The organism is Vibrio barjaei (assembly GCF_001639065.2).
GTDB lineage: Bacteria > Pseudomonadota > Gammaproteobacteria > Enterobacterales > Vibrionaceae > Vibrio > Vibrio barjaei.
The window spans coordinates 66,814-81,418 of the sequence record NZ_LQXO02000016.1 but is presented as its reverse complement, the minus strand read 5'-3'; the positions used below and the strand labels follow the sequence as shown (position 1 = coordinate 81,418).

Below are 14,605 nucleotides of genomic sequence, written 5' to 3'. Positions count from 1 at the left end.
CGGTGTAGCGGTTTCCGACGTCTCGGAAAACCAAGTAGTTCTCTCAAAGTTACTATCTTTATCGTCTTCAAAAAGAAAGACTTGAGAAGTTTATTTATGGAAAATTACTTTTTTTATGGAGTTGGATATGAATTGTGATAAGAAACATAAAAAGTGAAGTTTTGTAGGAAAAAGAACTAAAGTTATCAGCCAAGCCGTCGTATGACCTATTTTGCAATTAGCTCTGCAAAAGAGTAAGTGCTAGGTTAGGTGTCTGCTTTGCTTGAGCCAAAATCGTAGTGCTAACCTGTTGAAGGATTTGTTGCTTTAACATTTCGGTCGTTTCTTTCGCGTAGTCAGTATCCTTAATACGGCTGTTCGAAGACGATAAGTTCTCTTCCATATTTGCCAGATTATTTATGGTGTGACCTAGCCTATTTTGGTAAGCACCCAGCTCGGCCCTATGACCATCCACATACTTTAAAGCTTGATCGATCACAGACACCGACATTTGCGCACCTCCTACTGCTTCGATAGACAAATTATCCACCGTCACAATGCCTTGTGTCGCAATATCTAAAGCTTGAGCAAAACTCCCGGAAAATGTAACGCTACTGGTGACTTGCTCAGAGTCAGCGAACAGTTGTAGCTGCCCATACTCGTTTACCGAGGCTGAAATCGTATCCGTTTGCCCATTGATGTAAGTCGCAACCTGTTCAATATCATCACCAACTTTAAGCTCAATGGTGTCAGTCTGAGTACTACCTTGAGCATCTTGATAACTAAAACTCAAACTGCGATTACTTGAGTCCACCAGCCACGGTTCAGAAACGCCATTATTGGCACGATAAGCAACTCCACCCATTTCCAGTTGGTCAGAACGCATATTTTTTAATTCAACTTGAATGGCCTCGCCTGCCTGTGCACCTATTTGAAACGTGGCCTTACCAAAGTTTCCATTGAGCAACCTTTTACCACCAAATGAGGTGGTTTCTGCAATTCGATTTAGCTCATCATTAAGGGCGGTAAACTCTTCTTGAAGTGCCTTTCGATCTTGAGCCGAGTTGGAGCCATTGGCAGATTGCAGCGAGAGGTCTCGCATTCGTTGTAGGATTACCGTGGTTTCATTCATCGCGCCTTCCGCAGTTTGCATGATGGAAATACCATCATTTGCATTACGCTGCGCTACACCTAGGCCACTTATTTGAGCTTCTAATCGATTAGAAATTTGCAGGCCCGCTGCATCGTCCTTAGCACTATTAATACGATAGCCAGACGACAGACGCTCTAACGACTGATTCAACGCCTGAGACGCTTTATTCAGTTGATTTTGCGCCATCATTGCACTGACATTGGTATTAACAGTAATCGACATACAAGTTCCGAAAACAAGAGGGTTAGTTTGATATCGACTAAATGAAAAAAAACTGAAGGGAAATAATGACAGAGAAGGTTCCTAGTACAAACGCCTAGGAACCAAGATATGGATTATGCTGCAATATTCAGTGACGCAAGCATCTCTTGCGACGGCGCAAAGAAATACGCCCCCGTGACCGCTTTGGTAAAGCGTAACAACTGGTCTGTTTTACCATCGGTTGCACCGTACATGCTTTCAAGCATAGCATCGAAGTTATGTACCGTATGGCAATACGCAATGAACAGTAAACCATGAGTGCCACTTACCGTGCCATACGGCAAGCTGTGACGAACAATCTTAAGTCCTTTACCTTCTTCTTTGATGTCTACGCGCCCCACATGAGATGCGGCTGGAACATCATCTAATTCGATAGAGTCTGGCTTGGTACGACCAATTACTTTTTCTTGTGCTGCTACATTGAGGCGGTTCCACGCTGGCAGATTGTGCTCAAACCGCTGCACCATCACATAACTTCCAGAAGTAAACTCACCCTCAGCAACCAACGCTACTTCGCCACGCTGCTCACCTTTCGGGTTTTCAGTGCCATCAATAAAGTCCGTCATGTCACGAGCATCCATAAAGCGATAGCCATAGGTCTCATCCACAACAGTTACGTCCTCAGCAATCTGACTCATGAGTTTACGCAGCACATAAAAGTGCAGGTCATGACGCTTAGAGTGACAGTGTACTAATACATCTACCTCAGTCGATGGAGCGTGAATATCACCTTCACCTAGTTCTGGGAATGCTTTTAGTTCTGGCGGCATCACTTGATCGAACTGTGTCCAGAATGAGTGTGAGAACGCCACTGATGAGGTCAGTTCAGCGCCGGGTTGAGACTCATTAAGCTCTTCTACTAACTGTGGTAATGCTTGTAGCGCGCTTAGCACTTGCTGAGGGTTTTGATTCACTTTTAACTGCATGTACAACGCAAATGGTTCAGCATCAGGCGTTATCGCACTTTGTGGTAATGACATTGATCTTTCCTCTTTTTTTGCACAGTGTATTTTTAACTAGTTACTCGTAGTATGACCTTGATCAGTAACTGTATTGATTTTTCTTGGCATCGCCAAGCAATCTATCACATAGCGACTATTTACCAAATAAATAGCAAACCAGCACAGCAGAACCAGTGTCATCGCATTGGTCCAAGTAAACTGCCAATGCTGTAAGCTGACTAAATAAATGGTTTGTCCTAGCTGCATCAGCACCACGAGAATAGAAGCACCTCTTAAATAGCTAACACAGCGGTTGATTTTGTCTGAGTCCGCTTTACGCAGTCCCATTAGCCACATTCCTACAACGATCGGTAACCCCATGGCCAATCCGAGGTAAAGCATAGTGTGGTTTGGGTAAACATACTCAAGAATTTGACCTCCTTCTTGGCGACTCGCACCAGCAACAATAAATACCACCCAAGCTCGCGTTAAGAACGCCCATCCCAACCAGAGCCAAATGGGGGCTTTTAAGATTCCGTGCTGGTCATATTGCTCTATGCCATAGCGCATAATACGTCTCAAATTCTAACTAATATCAAACTATATGGTGTTAATGGCGCAATGATTCAAGTTCACACTCTTGGTTATGATAAAATACGGCAAACTTTGAGTTAGGATGAGTATGAAAACCAACAAAAGTACGCCTTCTGTGGAAACGCAACAAGAAGCAATGCGCATAGCGAAATCAACCCAAAAGCCTGGTCAAACAAAAGAACAAACTAAATTGATCGCTCAAGGTATTGAAAAAGGCATCGCGCAATTTAAAAAGCAGCAGAAAGAAAAAAAGCGTCAGGCGGATAAAGCGCTTAAAAAACAGAAAAGAGATAAGCAGCAACGCGAGCACGTTGAGACAGATAATCAGCCACAAGACGTTCAAGTTCCAGAAGCAGGGTCTACTCGTTTACCTTGGGTGTTGTTGGCATTCAGCTGGATAGGCTTTATCGCTTATGTTGCTCTTAACTAAGCGCTGTCTCGGTGCTATGACCGCACTTATTGTGTTGCAAGGCTGCTCAACACCAACCAATCAACTTTCATCAACGCAAGCTGAACGCGTTAAGGTAAGAGTGGATGCCACTATGGATGTCTCGTCTTGCGCTTGGAAAGGCGACATCACTGGTTCGGAAGGACACTGGTACAGCTCGATTTTTTATGGCAATGATGCACTGGCCCGTGGCGCGATGAATGACATCAAGAATCAGGCAAGCGAGTTGGGAGCAGATACCGTACTATTGCTGTCTCCTCTCGACTTTCAAACCTCAGTGACCTTAATAGGTAGCGCATACCGCTGTCAAAAATAAAGCCAGAGTCTTCACTCTGGCCTCATTTATCATCCATATGCACACGGCTGATACTTAATTCACACTCAACAACGTTCAGCTGTTTAAACGCCAAGAGTCGACTCGATGTCATTCTGGCGTTCAATCACCCATTGGCTGTCGAATGGTCCCCAGTCAGATAACTGGTAATAACCATCATTGTGTCTGCGCCCATCTTGAACAAACATGAGCTCAATGCCGATACCAGGTAGCGCCTTGATTACATCTTGAATTGTTCGGCGAGGCCACCCCGTTTTTTCGATAAGTTTTGGCACATTCGGTCTCTCGATGCTCTCAACAAGCAATGCGAGATAGAGACGACGTGCAAAAACAGGACTCAGTTCCATTGACACCTCCTATTTATGTGCATTTCCAATATATTGGATTTCAACAAGATGGTGTTGCGCTTGATCAATTTCTCGATAATCCGCGCGATATCAGCAATTCAGATTTTGTAACTTTTCATCAATATCGATTAATTTAGCTGGCTTTTTTGTTGTTTTTACGCCATCTGTTCATAGCAAGCAGATCAGGCCAAGTGTGATAAAGAACAAGTTTTTGTTTAAAAGGAGAGTTCTTGATAGGATGCTTGAAAACAAAATTGCCGATTCGGCAAGTCAATTATAGAAAGGAAGTCATTATGTCGATCACCATGTTTGGGATCCCTAACTGCGACACAATTAAAAAAGCTAAAAAGTGGCTCGAAGCTAACAACGTGGAGTACACATTTCACGACTATCGTAAGAATGGTATTTCGGAGCAAATGGTTCGCGAGTTTTGTGATGCTCTAGGTTGGGAACAAGTACTAAACAAACGCGGAACGACGTATCGCCAGCTTTCACAAGAACAAAAAGACACACTTAATGAAGACTCAGCGATCTCACTTCTTGTTGAGCATCCTGCAATGATTAAACGTCCTATTGTCGATATTAACGGCAGCAAACACATTGGTTTCAAAGCTGACCAATACCAACAAATTTTCAACGCGTAATTCAAATTAACGATAAGTACAAGGATCATCAAGGATGACAGACAGCCCCGTATTGGCACTCGCAAAAGATTTAATCAGTCGCGAATCAGTAACACCGGAAGATGCAGATTGCCAAAAGGTAATGATTGAACGCCTAGAAAAACTCGGTTTTGAGATCGAAGTAATGGTGTTTGAAGACACCACCAACTTCTGGGCTCGCAAAGGTAATGAAACGCCGCTATTCGCATTTGCAGGCCATACCGACGTGGTTCCGGCTGGACCAAGAGAGCAATGGCATACTCCTCCATTTGAACCAACTATCATTGATGGTCACCTCCATGGTCGTGGCGCGGCTGATATGAAAGGCTCGCTAGCCTGTATGATTGTTGCAGTAGAACGATTTATTGAACGGAACCCAAACCACTCAGGCTCCATCGCATTCTTGATCACCTCAGATGAAGAAGGTCCATTTATTAACGGTACTACCCGAGTGGTCGATACCTTAATGGAACGTAACGAACTGATCGACATGTGTATTGTGGGAGAACCTTCAAGTACACTAGCCGTTGGCGATGTAGTGAAAAATGGTCGTCGTGGTTCTATTACTGGTGATTTGAAAGTAAAAGGTATACAAGGTCACGTTGCTTATCCTCACCTGGCAAATAACCCAGTACATCAAGCGCTTCCAGCCTTAGCAGAGCTTGCTGCAACAAAATGGGATGAAGGCAACGACTTTTTTCCTCCAACCAGTTTCCAAATCCCTAACCTCCATTCTGGCACCGGGGCAACCAATGTGATTCCTGGTGAATTCGATGTGCAGTTCAACTTCCGTTTCAGTACCGAACTGACCGACGAAGACATCAAACAACGCGTGCATTCGACGCTTGACCTTCATGGGCTGGATTACGACTTAAAATGGACATTGAGCGGTCACCCATTCTTAACGGATAAAGGTAAGTTATTGGATGCAGTGGTCGATGCAGTAGAAGAGGTCAACCATAAAAAACCTGAGCTTCTAACGACAGGCGGTACATCCGACGGTCGCTTCATTGCACGCATGGGTACTCAAGTGGTAGAGCTTGGTCCTGTTAACGCGACCATTCACAAGGTAAACGAATGTGTGAACATTGCTGACCTTGAAAAGCTCACCGATATGTACGAGAAAACTCTGTTTAATCTTTTGGGTAAATAGATATGGATAGTAAGCAGCTTGTTGGTCAAAGCGAATGTGAGCTGGTTCCGCTTCAAGTTGGAAACAAAGCGTTTCTTGTTCATCAACAAGTTAAGCAAGATTTGCACGCTCTGATTCAGGCTGCTTCATCCGATGGATTTCAACTGTATATCGCCAGTGGGTTTCGAAGTTTCGAGCGTCAACTTTGCATCTGGAACAACAAGATGTCAGGGAGTAGGCCAATTCTAGACGATGACAGTCACCCCATGGATACTGCCTCACTGTCTGATGAGCAAAAGGTTCGAGCAATTTTGCGTTGGAGTGCTTTGCCCGGTGCAAGTCGCCATCACTGGGGTACTGATTTTGATGTCTATGCCGGTAACTTGTTACCTGCTGACACTTCTCTCGCCTTAGAGCCTTGGGAATATACACAAGGTCATCAAGTACCCTTCTATCAATGGCTAAAAAACAATGCTGGCCAGTATGGTTTCCGTTTCCCTTATCAGCAAGATCGTGGCGGGGTTGCGTCAGAACCTTGGCATATCAGCCACCATGCCACGGCGGAACAATGTCTTAGCCAACTTTCCATCACATTGCTTCAAGAAACTTTAGAGCAATCAGAGATTTTGGGACAACGTGCCATACTTTCTCAACTTGATTACATCTACAATCAATATATAACAAATATACAACGTTGAGAGTGAAGTATGATTGAATGGCTATTTAACCCGTGGGTTATCATTATTGTTGTTGTAGCCGTTGTGATTGGCAACATTGCAGCACTGAAACACACCGCCAATATGAAGTTCAACCAAGAAGATAACGTCCGTTCACGTAAACATGAACTCGACCGCCTCAATGAGTTAGATAAGCAAAAATATGGCGATGATGACGAAGACATAAAAAAAGGACCTTAACGGTCCTTTTTTGTTTTAGTCTTTCTTGATCACTGTCGATATTAACGGTTCTAGAGAGCGGAGTAAGTTCTCAGCTACTGGCTTACCATCTTTATCCGTGACATTAATCGAAGTACGGTTCCCTAAGTCACCGAATAGGAAGGTGTATTCGCCCGGTTCTAGATCAATTGGCTTCAAGCCAACGTCATTCCAGAACGCGTCATCCGGTGCAGCGTATTTGGCTTTTGCAGTACCTTGAGACTGGTTGCGCTCTTCAATGGTGAAGCCCATCTTCGGCAGCAGCTCTGGAATCTCTTGCCACATTACATTATACGGTGTACGTGCGATGATGACTGGCAGGCCGCTTCTGTCCGTACCCATGCTAATCGGGATAGATTTGACCAACTCTTGAGCCCTGCGAGCGGCTTCTTCACGAAGGTCCCTATCATAACGAGCGGTTACCAAATTAGTCATCAATGTGTTGTAACGCTCTTCGTTAACACGAGTTACTGGCTTATCTTTCCCACCTTCACGCCAATCGATCAACTTCATTTTGAAACCATAACGATTGTTCGCTTCGAAACGGCTAATCTCGTAACGGCTACCAATCTCAACGTCTTCATCTTCAGAGACCCAAGATACCCAATCGGTCTCGATAAAGTCATCAGTTTCTTTCAGTGACTTGACGTTGATTTCAGCCAGCATGGTTTTGACAGTCGACCATACTTTATCCATCTCATCTTTTTGTAGCAGCCACAATGTTACGTCGGAGCCTTGCCTTTCTACTCGAGCACCAGGAATAAGTTCTAAAACTTGTTGAGGTGGACGAATATCAACCTCACGGCCAATACCACCCGAGTAATCCCCTTTAGGGATTTCATAATTTGGATAGAACTGAGGCGTGGCATCTTCCGGCAGCGTCCAACTTTTTAGCGGCGGCGCATCTAGGTAGTTAAAGTCATCTTTTGCTTCGCGGCGAGTGTTAGGGTCACTCGAACAGGCGGCTAAAACAATAACAGCTAACGACGATACCGCTAGCTGACGAGAAAATTTCATTGATACTCCCTTAATAAGAGGAGCGATAATTCACTCCTCTTAATGTTCTATTAGTAAATACAAGCTTCTGTTAGAGCTTGAGCAACAATAGGTTTTGCTTGCTCGGATAGTTCAACAAGAGGTAAACGTAAATCTCCGTTGTCAATCAAACCCATTTTATGCGCAGCCCATTTCACAGGAATCGGGCTAGATTCTACAAACAGATTTTTATGCAAAGGCATGAGGCGTTGATTGATGATTTCAGCTTCTTCGAATTTACCTTCTAGAGCCAGATTCATCATTTTTGCCATGTCTGCCGCTGCAATGTTGTTCGTTACGGAAATCACACCAGTACCGCCTTGCTTGATGAAATCAAGCCCTGTCGAATCATCACCACTTAGTAAGATAAAATCTTCGCCACAAAGTTCACGATGAATTTGAACTCGTGATAAATCACCTGTCGCATCTTTAAGTGCAACGATGTTTGAAATTTCGGATAAGCGTGCAACCGTCTCTGGTAATAGATCAACACCAGTACGACCCGGTACGTTGTACAAGATTTGTGGAATGTCTGTCTCTTCAGAAATGGCTTTATAGTGCTGATACATGCCTTCTTGCGTTGGCTTGTTGTAGTATGGTGTCACGCTCAGACAACCCGCAATACCAACATTATTAAATAAGCGGCTAAATGTTATCGCCTCATGAGTCGCATTTGCACCTGTACCAGCAATAATTGGTAGACGACCTTCAGCAAACTCAACCGTCTTCGCGACGACCTTGACATGTTCTTCAACAGTTAGTGTTGCAGACTCACCAGTTGTACCGACAGCAACAATACCGTCTGTACCAGCTTCAATATGATACTCAACTAGCTTTCGTAAGCTAACGAAGTCCACTTCGCCGTCTGGAGTGAATGGGGTTAATAAGGCAACAATACTTCCTGAAAACATGGTGATCTCCCTAAATTGATACTACTTGCATGGTACTGTAATGCTATTGATAAACACAAGAGATTAAAAACGATCTCCGCAAGAAGTGAATGAATAATTATCAGATTTCCGATATGAGGCACGTATAAGGTGCGCTATTACTATTTAGAGGTGTCATCAACAGGTCAATTTTCTGGCTGATAAACTTATTCCCCTTAAATTTGTCGGTATTCGGTTACATCTATCACAAGAGCTTTACCGTTAGCTGTGCTACCATATCATCAAATAGGGACTTTAGAGTGACACCATGAATCAGTATTTAGTGATTACCGCCGTTGGTACTGACCGCCCAGGGATTTGTAATGAAGTCGTACATCTGGTCGCACAAGCCGGATGTAACATCATAGATAGTCGTATTGCCATGTTTGGTAATGAATTTACTCTCATCATGCTGATATCCGGCACCCCCAGTTACATCACAAGAGTTGAGACCACCTTGCCACTTTTAGGGCAAGAACATGATCTCATTACGATGATGAAACGTACATCCAAACACGACGCCTTACCGAATCAATATACTGTTGAAGTGTTTATTGAATCAGAAGACCGCGTTGGACTCACTGAACAATTTACGCAGTTTTTCGCCGACAAACAGATCGGTCTTGCTTCACTAAGCGCGCAAACTATTGTCAAAGAGCGTGCGGGCACAGAAGTCGATCAATTCCAGATCGCTCTGACTGCCAATGTAGAAGAAAATTGCAATTTGATGCAGTTACAAGAAGAGTTCGACTCTTTGTGTCACCGCTTATCAGTAAAAGGCTCGCTGAACTTCATCAGCGGTAGTAAATAAAATAATAACACCATTCAGCTTCAAAGGAATTTCAATGAACACGTTGACTGCGGGCGCACCAGCTCCAAACTTTTCTTTGCTCGACCAAGACGGCAACACCGTCACACTACAAGACTTCAAAGGTAAGAAAGTCCTGTTTTATTTTTACCCTAAAGCTATGACACCGGGTTGCACCGTGCAAGCTCAAGGGCTACGAGACGTTAAAGCTGAGCTTGACGCTCACAATGTTGTGGTATTGGGCGTCAGTATTGACCCAGTAAAACGTCTAGGTAAATTTATTGAGCGTGATGAACTTAACTTTACGCTTCTCTCAGATGAAGACCATGCCGTTGCAGACCAATTCGGGGTTTGGGGTGAGAAGAAGTTTATGGGCAAAGTCTATGATGGCTTGCACCGTATCAGCTTCTTGATCAATGAAGAAGGTGTGATTGAGCACGTATTCAATAAATTCAAGACCAAAACTCACCATGAGGTGGTGCTTGATTACTTGAACGACAAAGCGTCTTAGTACACCTTGTAGTTCGGGACATTCAATTCAAAAAAGCCTCGCATGTTTAGCGAGGCTTTTTTACACTTTTCTGATAGCTAAGTGGCGTGCTGAGAGCCATCATCGTGACTTGGTAATGCATTCCAAACCGCTTTAACTAGCGTTGCCAATGGTATGGCAAAGAACACTCCCCAGAAGCCCCATAATCCACCAAACACCAAGACAGCAACGATAATTGCTACCGGGTGTAAATTAACCGCTTCAGAGAAGAGTACTGGTACAAGAACGTTACCATCCAATGCTTGGATAATGCCGTATGCTACAAGTAACCAGTAAAATTGTGGGGCTAAGCCCCATTGGAACAGACCCACCATAGCAACGGGAACTGTAACGGCAGCTGCACCGATGTAAGGAATAAGTACAGAGAAACCAACCAACACGGCCAACAAGACCGAATAACGAAGATCTAGAATAGCAAAAGTGACATAACTTACTGTTCCAACAATCAAGATCTCCAGTACCTTACCGCGAATGTAGTTAGAAATTTGCTGGTTCATCTCGATCCAAACTTTATTCGCTAGTCGACGGTTACGAGGTAAAACGCCGCTCGCCATACTGACCATCTCTTCTTTGTCTTTTAATAAGAAGAAAACCAGTAACGGAACCAAGATTAAATACACCGCTAGCGCTGCTAAGCTAACAAGCGATGCCAGTGAACCTTTCACTACATTTTCACCCAAAACGAGAACTTTATCTTTCACGTTGCCCATAATGGTTTCGACTAAATGAATTTCAGCGAGATCAGGGTATCGTTCAGGTATCGTTGCAACAAACTGCTGCATGCCGTTATACATATTTGGAATATCATTCAGCAAGTTTCCAACCTGATTCCAAATTGTTGGTACCAAACCAAAAATTGCTAACAGCATTAAACTGATAAAGAGGAGGATGACCGCTACCACTGACAGGGTTCTCGGTAAACCAAGTGCGCATAGTTTGCTAACAGGCCACTCTAATAAGTACGCCAAAACAATCGCCACCAATAACGGAGCAATCAAATTACCGAAGAAGTAGATGGTAATAAATCCAAATAACAGAATTACTACCAAGCTCACTGCATCTGGGTCGGAAAAACGTCGTTTATACCAACGACGGACCATATCTAGCATCAATTAATCATCCTGTTTACGAATATTGATAACGCTCACTTCACCTTCAATCCTATGATGTATTGCCGCATTCTGGATAGATAAGTATTGAAGGACGTCCGAGACTGAGTGTTTGTCGACTAATCTCACCGACAAGAGTTGCCCTATTTCAATCTGTTTAAAAGCGCGCTTGACCAAGAGTAATGACATCGGGCATCGCTCTTCCACTAAGTCTAGATGTACATCAGTCATACACTTTCCATTTGCACAGCATTGAAACTAAACATATACGCTACGAATCTCTCTAAGTCATCCATTGTAAAGACTTTTGATAGCATACCCAACCAGTAAGTGTTACAGAAACTATGAATAATGGATATTCACACAAACCAGAGATAACAAAATACAGCCAAGCCCAAGAATGAGAAAACCTTTCCTATCCCAGTTCCGTATGCAAAAATGAGTGGCAAGAGGATAGGGTAGGAAACCAAGTTAGGATTTCATGGTCAAAACTACCACATTTTAAGGAGTCACCTCAGTCGTATGTTGAAACGCGCCCGTTCATTGATTTGCCTATGCGTCGCTACCGCATTAAGCGTCCCTCAAGTTGCCTATGCCGAACTCGCTCTACCCGAAATCGGAACTGCAGCAGGGGCAACGCTGACCATAGACCAAGAACTCATTTATGGTGATGCGTATATGCGGATGATTCGCGCTAGCTCTCCAATCGTTAATGACCCAGTGCTCAATGAGTACGTTGATTCTATTGGCCATCGACTGGTTTCCAGTGCTAATGATGTAAAGACCCCTTTCACCTTCTTTATGATACGCGATCGCAACATAAACGCTTTCGCATTCTTTGGTGGTTATGTCGCACTGCATACGGGGCTGTTCTTGCACGCCCATACTGAAAGTGAGCTGGCCTCAGTTATGGCGCACGAAATCGCCCACGTCACTCAGCGCCACTTAGCACGCAGAATGGAAGACGAAGCTCGCCGTTCACCTGCAACTGTTGCAGCACTTGTTGGTTCACTCTTATTGGCGATTGCTTCCCCGCAAGCGGGTATGGCAGCGCTCACAGCTACCACTGCTGGTTCGATGCAAGCTTCTATCAACTACACACGTAGTAACGAAAAAGAGGCCGATCGATTTGGTATTGCCACTCTTGCTCGCGCAAAGTTTGACGTTAACGACATGCCTCGTTTCTTTGGTCGTCTTGCGGACGAATATCGCTATGCAAGTAAGCCGCCACCAATGTTACTGACTCACCCACTTCCAGAAGATCGTATTACCGACACTCGTGAGCGAGCCCAGAACTACCCGCCATTGCGAGTACAGCCTTCGATCAACTATCACTTGGCGCGCGCTAGAATCGTAGCCCGTTATGCGGGAATTAAGTCTGCTTCGGCGATGGATTGGTTCGAACGAACCGCTCGTAAAGCAGGGCCAAAAATTCAGGACTCTTTCGAATACGGCAAAGCACTAGTGTATCTAGACACTAATAAACTCGATGAAGCTGAAGCTATACTCGACAAGCTTCTAAAGAAAGACCCAAACAATAACTTCTATCTCGATGCAGCATCCGACCTTTACATTGCTCAAAAGCAGCCTGAAAAGGCAGCTGAGCTGATGAAAGAAGTCTTAACCGTTAAGCCTAATAACCTGGTCATTACTATCAACTACGCCAACGCGCTACTTAAAGGCGAAAAATATAAAGACGCGATTCAAGTTCTCCAGCGTTACACCCACGAGCACCCTAATGATACTAATGGCTGGCACTTGCTGTCGGAAGCTAACATTAAACTAGGCAATAGCGCCGAAGATCTTGCTGCACGCGCAGAAATCTTGGCCTTGAATGCTCAGTGGGATAAATCGATTCAGCTTTACTCTCAGGCTAGTCAACTGGCCGAGTTAGGAAGCCTAAAACAGGCTCGCTATGACGCACGTATTGACCAATTACTGGTACAACGTGACCGTTTCATGGCATTACAATAAAACCAAAAAGGAATAGCCATCTATGTCAGTCACCATTTTTCATAATCCACGTTGCTCTAAAAGCCGCCAAACTCTTGCTCTTCTTGAAGAAAAAGGCATTCAACCAGAAGTAGTTAAATACCTAGATACTCCACCAACAGTAGAAAAGCTCAAAGAGATTTTTGGTCAGCTGGAATTAGAAAGCGTTCGTGCGATGATGCGTACTAAAGAAGATATTTACAAGGAACTTAATCTAGCAGATCCAGCACTGACCGATGATCAACTGTTTCAGGCTATGTTTGATAATCCAAAGCTAATCGAGCGTCCTATAGTGATCAACAACGGTAAAGCAAAGCACGGCCGCCCACCTGAGCAAGTGCTAGACATCCTATAATGTCATGCCAAATTCTGGTGCTTTACTACAGTCGACATGGAAGCACCAAACAACTCGCTCGCGCGATAGCGCGAGGGGTTGAATCAGTCGAGCAATGCCAAGCTATTCTGCGTACAGTGGAAGAGTTGACGACAGAGTCAGCCTCAAACAGTGGCGATCCGGTCGTCTCCATCAAGGAGCTAAAGCAGTGCGACGGTTTAGCTATGGGTAGTCCAGTTTGGTTTGGCAACATGGCCGCTCCTTTGAAGCACTTTTGGGATCAAACCACCAGCTTATGGATCGCTGGAGACCTAATCGATAAACCCGCTTGTGTGTTTACCTCATCATCTTCATTGCATGGCGGCCAAGAAAGTACCGCCATGAGTATGCTACTTCCTTTGTTACACCACGGAATGATGATTTTAGGTATTCCCTATAGTGAGCCGCAGTTGCATACCACGACAACCGGCGGAACGCCTTATGGAGCATCACACGTAGCAGATTCAAGCACACAACTTAGTATTGAAGAGTCAGAGCTAGCTTTTGCGTTAGGAAAACGCTTGGCACAAACCGCCAGAAAATTGAAGTAATGGAATCATGATAGCAATCCCTTTTAAAACCAAAACCATGCGCATCTTTGCATTGGCGGCAAACTTAGCATTGCTAACCTGGGTCACTGTTTGGCACGGCTATTTGTCTCCCCACCCTCACATTAGTCCCACTGCAATTACAATAGCTTGGATGATTCCGCTGCTCTTACCGTTACCGGGCATTATCACGGGAAAACCTTATACCCACGCTTGGGCGAACTTTGTGTTGATGTTGTATTTTCTGCATGCACTAACACTGCTTTATGCCGATGAAGGAGAACGTTGGCTGGCATTAGTAGAACTTCTACTCACCTGTTTGGCCTTCGTAGGAAACATCCTCTACGCCAGATTAAAAGGAAAGGAGCTTGGACTTAAGCTGCCAAGACTGTCTTCGGTAGAGAAAAAGGAAAAGCAGCGCTTCGAAGAGTAGGCTTTTGAAGAAAAATAGGTTCTTAAACAAACAAGAAAAAGG

At 44.3% G+C, this 14,605-nt stretch carries 20 protein-coding genes; 12 read left to right on the top strand and 8 right to left on the bottom strand.

Annotation, left to right across the window (positions count from 1 at the left end; translation table 11 throughout):
* Nucleotides 1–217: 217 nt before the first annotated feature.
* The 3 genes from AWH66_RS10480 to AWH66_RS10470 form a co-directional block, all read right to left on the bottom strand.
* Nucleotides 218–1,354 (bottom strand): flagellin, encoded by a 1,137-nt coding sequence (locus tag AWH66_RS10480; RefSeq protein ID WP_063604082.1) that lies wholly within the window; start codon nt 1,352–1,354, stop codon nt 218–220.
* Nucleotides 1,355–1,467: 113 nt separating this feature from the next.
* Complete coding sequence (locus tag AWH66_RS10475; protein ID WP_063604081.1) at nt 1,468–2,373, bottom strand: Dyp-type peroxidase; 906 nt, start codon at nt 2,371–2,373, stop codon at nt 1,468–1,470.
* A gap of 36 nt (nt 2,374–2,409) precedes the next feature.
* A complete protein-coding gene (locus AWH66_RS10470; RefSeq protein WP_063604080.1) occupies nt 2,410–2,904 on the bottom strand; it encodes a DUF2919 domain-containing protein in 495 nt (164 codons plus the stop codon).
* A 112-nt stretch (nt 2,905–3,016) separates the two neighbouring features.
* On the opposite strand from AWH66_RS10470, the gene AWH66_RS10465 reads away from it, so the two are divergent.
* Together AWH66_RS10465 and AWH66_RS10460 are read left to right on the top strand one after the other, a co-directional pair.
* On the top strand, nt 3,017–3,358 hold the full coding sequence (locus AWH66_RS10465; RefSeq protein ID WP_143081491.1) for a DUF2956 domain-containing protein: 342 nt from the start codon (nt 3,017–3,019) through the stop codon (nt 3,356–3,358).
* Nucleotides 3,342–3,692, top strand: a complete 351-nt coding sequence (locus AWH66_RS10460) for a DUF4156 domain-containing protein (RefSeq protein WP_063604078.1) — start codon at nt 3,342–3,344, stop codon at nt 3,690–3,692. Before AWH66_RS10465 ends, AWH66_RS10460 begins: the two co-directional genes overlap by 17 nt.
* 83 nt (nt 3,693–3,775) lie before the next feature.
* Here the strand turns inward: AWH66_RS10460 and AWH66_RS10455 are convergent, their stop codons facing one another.
* Entirely contained in the window at nt 3,776–4,057 is a 282-nt protein-coding gene (locus tag AWH66_RS10455; RefSeq protein ID WP_006071066.1) for a winged helix-turn-helix domain-containing protein, read from the bottom strand.
* A 293-nt stretch (nt 4,058–4,350) separates the two neighbouring features.
* Between AWH66_RS10455 and AWH66_RS10450 the strand changes: the two genes are divergently transcribed.
* Genes AWH66_RS10450 through AWH66_RS10435 form a run of 4 tightly spaced genes read left to right on the top strand, consistent with a single transcriptional unit; the run spans nt 4,351 to nt 6,768 of the window.
* On the top strand, nt 4,351–4,701 hold the full coding sequence (locus AWH66_RS10450; RefSeq protein WP_063604077.1) for an ArsC family reductase: 351 nt from the start codon (nt 4,351–4,353) through the stop codon (nt 4,699–4,701).
* Nucleotides 4,702–4,735: 34 nt separating this feature from the next.
* A complete protein-coding gene (dapE, locus tag AWH66_RS10445; RefSeq protein ID WP_063604076.1) occupies nt 4,736–5,872 on the top strand; it encodes a succinyl-diaminopimelate desuccinylase in 1,137 nt (378 codons plus the stop codon).
* 2 nt (nt 5,873–5,874) lie between these two features.
* Complete coding sequence (locus tag AWH66_RS10440; RefSeq protein ID WP_063604075.1) at nt 5,875–6,549, top strand: M15 family metallopeptidase; 675 nt, start codon at nt 5,875–5,877, stop codon at nt 6,547–6,549.
* Nucleotides 6,550–6,558: 9 nt separating this feature from the next.
* Entirely contained in the window at nt 6,559–6,768 is a 210-nt protein-coding gene (locus AWH66_RS10435; RefSeq protein WP_006071058.1) for a DUF2897 family protein, read from the top strand.
* Nucleotides 6,769–6,783: 15 nt separating this feature from the next.
* Here AWH66_RS10435 and bamC read toward each other — a convergent pair whose 3' ends face one another.
* A complete protein-coding gene (gene bamC, locus AWH66_RS10430; RefSeq protein ID WP_063604074.1) occupies nt 6,784–7,803 on the bottom strand; it encodes an outer membrane protein assembly factor BamC in 1,020 nt (339 codons plus the stop codon).
* A gap of 50 nt (nt 7,804–7,853) precedes the next feature.
* Nucleotides 7,854–8,732, bottom strand: a complete 879-nt coding sequence (gene dapA, locus AWH66_RS10425) for a 4-hydroxy-tetrahydrodipicolinate synthase (protein ID WP_063604073.1) — start codon at nt 8,730–8,732, stop codon at nt 7,854–7,856.
* 286 nt (nt 8,733–9,018) lie between these two features.
* Here dapA and AWH66_RS10420 point away from each other — a divergent pair, with 286 nt between their 5' ends.
* A complete protein-coding gene (locus tag AWH66_RS10420) occupies nt 9,019–9,561 on the top strand; it encodes a glycine cleavage system transcriptional repressor (protein ID WP_038227842.1) in 543 nt (180 codons plus the stop codon).
* Between the two features lie 34 nt (nt 9,562–9,595).
* Nucleotides 9,596–10,069, top strand: coding sequence for a thioredoxin-dependent thiol peroxidase (gene bcp / locus AWH66_RS10415; RefSeq protein WP_063604072.1), 474 nt, complete (start codon nt 9,596–9,598; stop codon nt 10,067–10,069).
* 77 nt (nt 10,070–10,146) lie between these two features.
* Here the strand turns inward: bcp and AWH66_RS10410 are convergent, their stop codons facing one another.
* Together AWH66_RS10410 and AWH66_RS10405 are read right to left on the bottom strand one after the other, a co-directional pair.
* The gene (locus AWH66_RS10410) at nt 10,147–11,217 is read right to left on the bottom strand and encodes an AI-2E family transporter (RefSeq protein WP_063604071.1); all 1,071 of its coding nucleotides are present in this window, start codon (nt 11,215–11,217) and stop codon (nt 10,147–10,149) included.
* A gap of 3 nt (nt 11,218–11,220) precedes the next feature.
* Entirely contained in the window at nt 11,221–11,448 is a 228-nt protein-coding gene (locus AWH66_RS10405; protein WP_063604070.1) for a sulfurtransferase TusA family protein, read from the bottom strand.
* Nucleotides 11,449–11,739: 291 nt separating this feature from the next.
* Between AWH66_RS10405 and bepA the strand changes: the two genes are divergently transcribed.
* From bepA to AWH66_RS10385, 4 genes are read left to right on the top strand one after another with little or no spacing between them, the layout of a single operon-like run.
* Nucleotides 11,740–13,191 (top strand): beta-barrel assembly-enhancing protease, encoded by a 1,452-nt coding sequence (bepA, locus tag AWH66_RS10400; RefSeq protein ID WP_063604069.1) that lies wholly within the window; start codon nt 11,740–11,742, stop codon nt 13,189–13,191.
* Nucleotides 13,192–13,213: 22 nt separating this feature from the next.
* Nucleotides 13,214–13,564 carry an arsenate reductase (glutaredoxin) gene (gene arsC / locus AWH66_RS10395; protein WP_063604068.1) on the top strand — a complete coding sequence of 117 codons (351 nt, stop codon included), beginning with the start codon at nt 13,214–13,216 and terminating at the stop codon, nt 13,562–13,564.
* Nucleotides 13,564–14,133: an NAD(P)H:quinone oxidoreductase gene (gene wrbA / locus AWH66_RS10390; protein WP_063604067.1), complete on the top strand. Its 570-nt coding sequence runs from the start codon at nt 13,564–13,566 to the stop codon at nt 14,131–14,133. Before arsC ends, wrbA begins: the two co-directional genes overlap by 1 nt.
* 7 nt (nt 14,134–14,140) lie before the next feature.
* Nucleotides 14,141–14,563: a DUF2069 domain-containing protein gene (locus tag AWH66_RS10385; RefSeq protein WP_063604066.1), complete on the top strand. Its 423-nt coding sequence runs from the start codon at nt 14,141–14,143 to the stop codon at nt 14,561–14,563.
* The last annotated feature ends 42 nt before the right edge of the window (nt 14,564–14,605 follow it).

Coding starts and splice junctions, on each gene's coding strand:
- AWH66_RS10405 (WP_063604070.1), bottom strand. CDS start 11,448: ATGACTGATGTACATCTAGACTTAGTGGAAGAGCGATGCCCGATGTCA.
- AWH66_RS10410 (WP_063604071.1), bottom strand. CDS start 11,217: ATGCTAGATATGGTCCGTCGTTGGTATAAACGACGTTTTTCCGACCCA.
- AWH66_RS10475 (WP_063604081.1), bottom strand. CDS start 2,373: ATGTCATTACCACAAAGTGCGATAACGCCTGATGCTGAACCATTTGCG.
- AWH66_RS10435 (WP_006071058.1), top strand. CDS start 6,559: ATGATTGAATGGCTATTTAACCCGTGGGTTATCATTATTGTTGTTGTA.
- dapA (WP_063604073.1), bottom strand. CDS start 8,732: ATGTTTTCAGGAAGTATTGTTGCCTTATTAACCCCATTCACTCCAGAC.
- AWH66_RS10385 (WP_063604066.1), top strand. CDS start 14,141: ATGATAGCAATCCCTTTTAAAACCAAAACCATGCGCATCTTTGCATTG.
- wrbA (WP_063604067.1), top strand. CDS start 13,564: ATGTCATGCCAAATTCTGGTGCTTTACTACAGTCGACATGGAAGCACC.
- bcp (WP_063604072.1), top strand. CDS start 9,596: ATGAACACGTTGACTGCGGGCGCACCAGCTCCAAACTTTTCTTTGCTC.
- AWH66_RS10480 (WP_063604082.1), bottom strand. CDS start 1,354: ATGTCGATTACTGTTAATACCAATGTCAGTGCAATGATGGCGCAAAAT.
- AWH66_RS10420 (WP_038227842.1), top strand. CDS start 9,019: ATGAATCAGTATTTAGTGATTACCGCCGTTGGTACTGACCGCCCAGGG.
- arsC (WP_063604068.1), top strand. CDS start 13,214: ATGTCAGTCACCATTTTTCATAATCCACGTTGCTCTAAAAGCCGCCAA.
- bamC (WP_063604074.1), bottom strand. CDS start 7,803: ATGAAATTTTCTCGTCAGCTAGCGGTATCGTCGTTAGCTGTTATTGTT.
- AWH66_RS10440 (WP_063604075.1), top strand. CDS start 5,875: ATGGATAGTAAGCAGCTTGTTGGTCAAAGCGAATGTGAGCTGGTTCCG.
- AWH66_RS10465 (WP_143081491.1), top strand. CDS start 3,017: ATGAAAACCAACAAAAGTACGCCTTCTGTGGAAACGCAACAAGAAGCA.
- dapE (WP_063604076.1), top strand. CDS start 4,736: ATGACAGACAGCCCCGTATTGGCACTCGCAAAAGATTTAATCAGTCGC.
- AWH66_RS10450 (WP_063604077.1), top strand. CDS start 4,351: ATGTCGATCACCATGTTTGGGATCCCTAACTGCGACACAATTAAAAAA.
- AWH66_RS10470 (WP_063604080.1), bottom strand. CDS start 2,904: ATGCGCTATGGCATAGAGCAATATGACCAGCACGGAATCTTAAAAGCC.
- AWH66_RS10460 (WP_063604078.1), top strand. CDS start 3,342: ATGTTGCTCTTAACTAAGCGCTGTCTCGGTGCTATGACCGCACTTATT.
- AWH66_RS10455 (WP_006071066.1), bottom strand. CDS start 4,057: ATGGAACTGAGTCCTGTTTTTGCACGTCGTCTCTATCTCGCATTGCTT.
- bepA (WP_063604069.1), top strand. CDS start 11,740: ATGTTGAAACGCGCCCGTTCATTGATTTGCCTATGCGTCGCTACCGCA.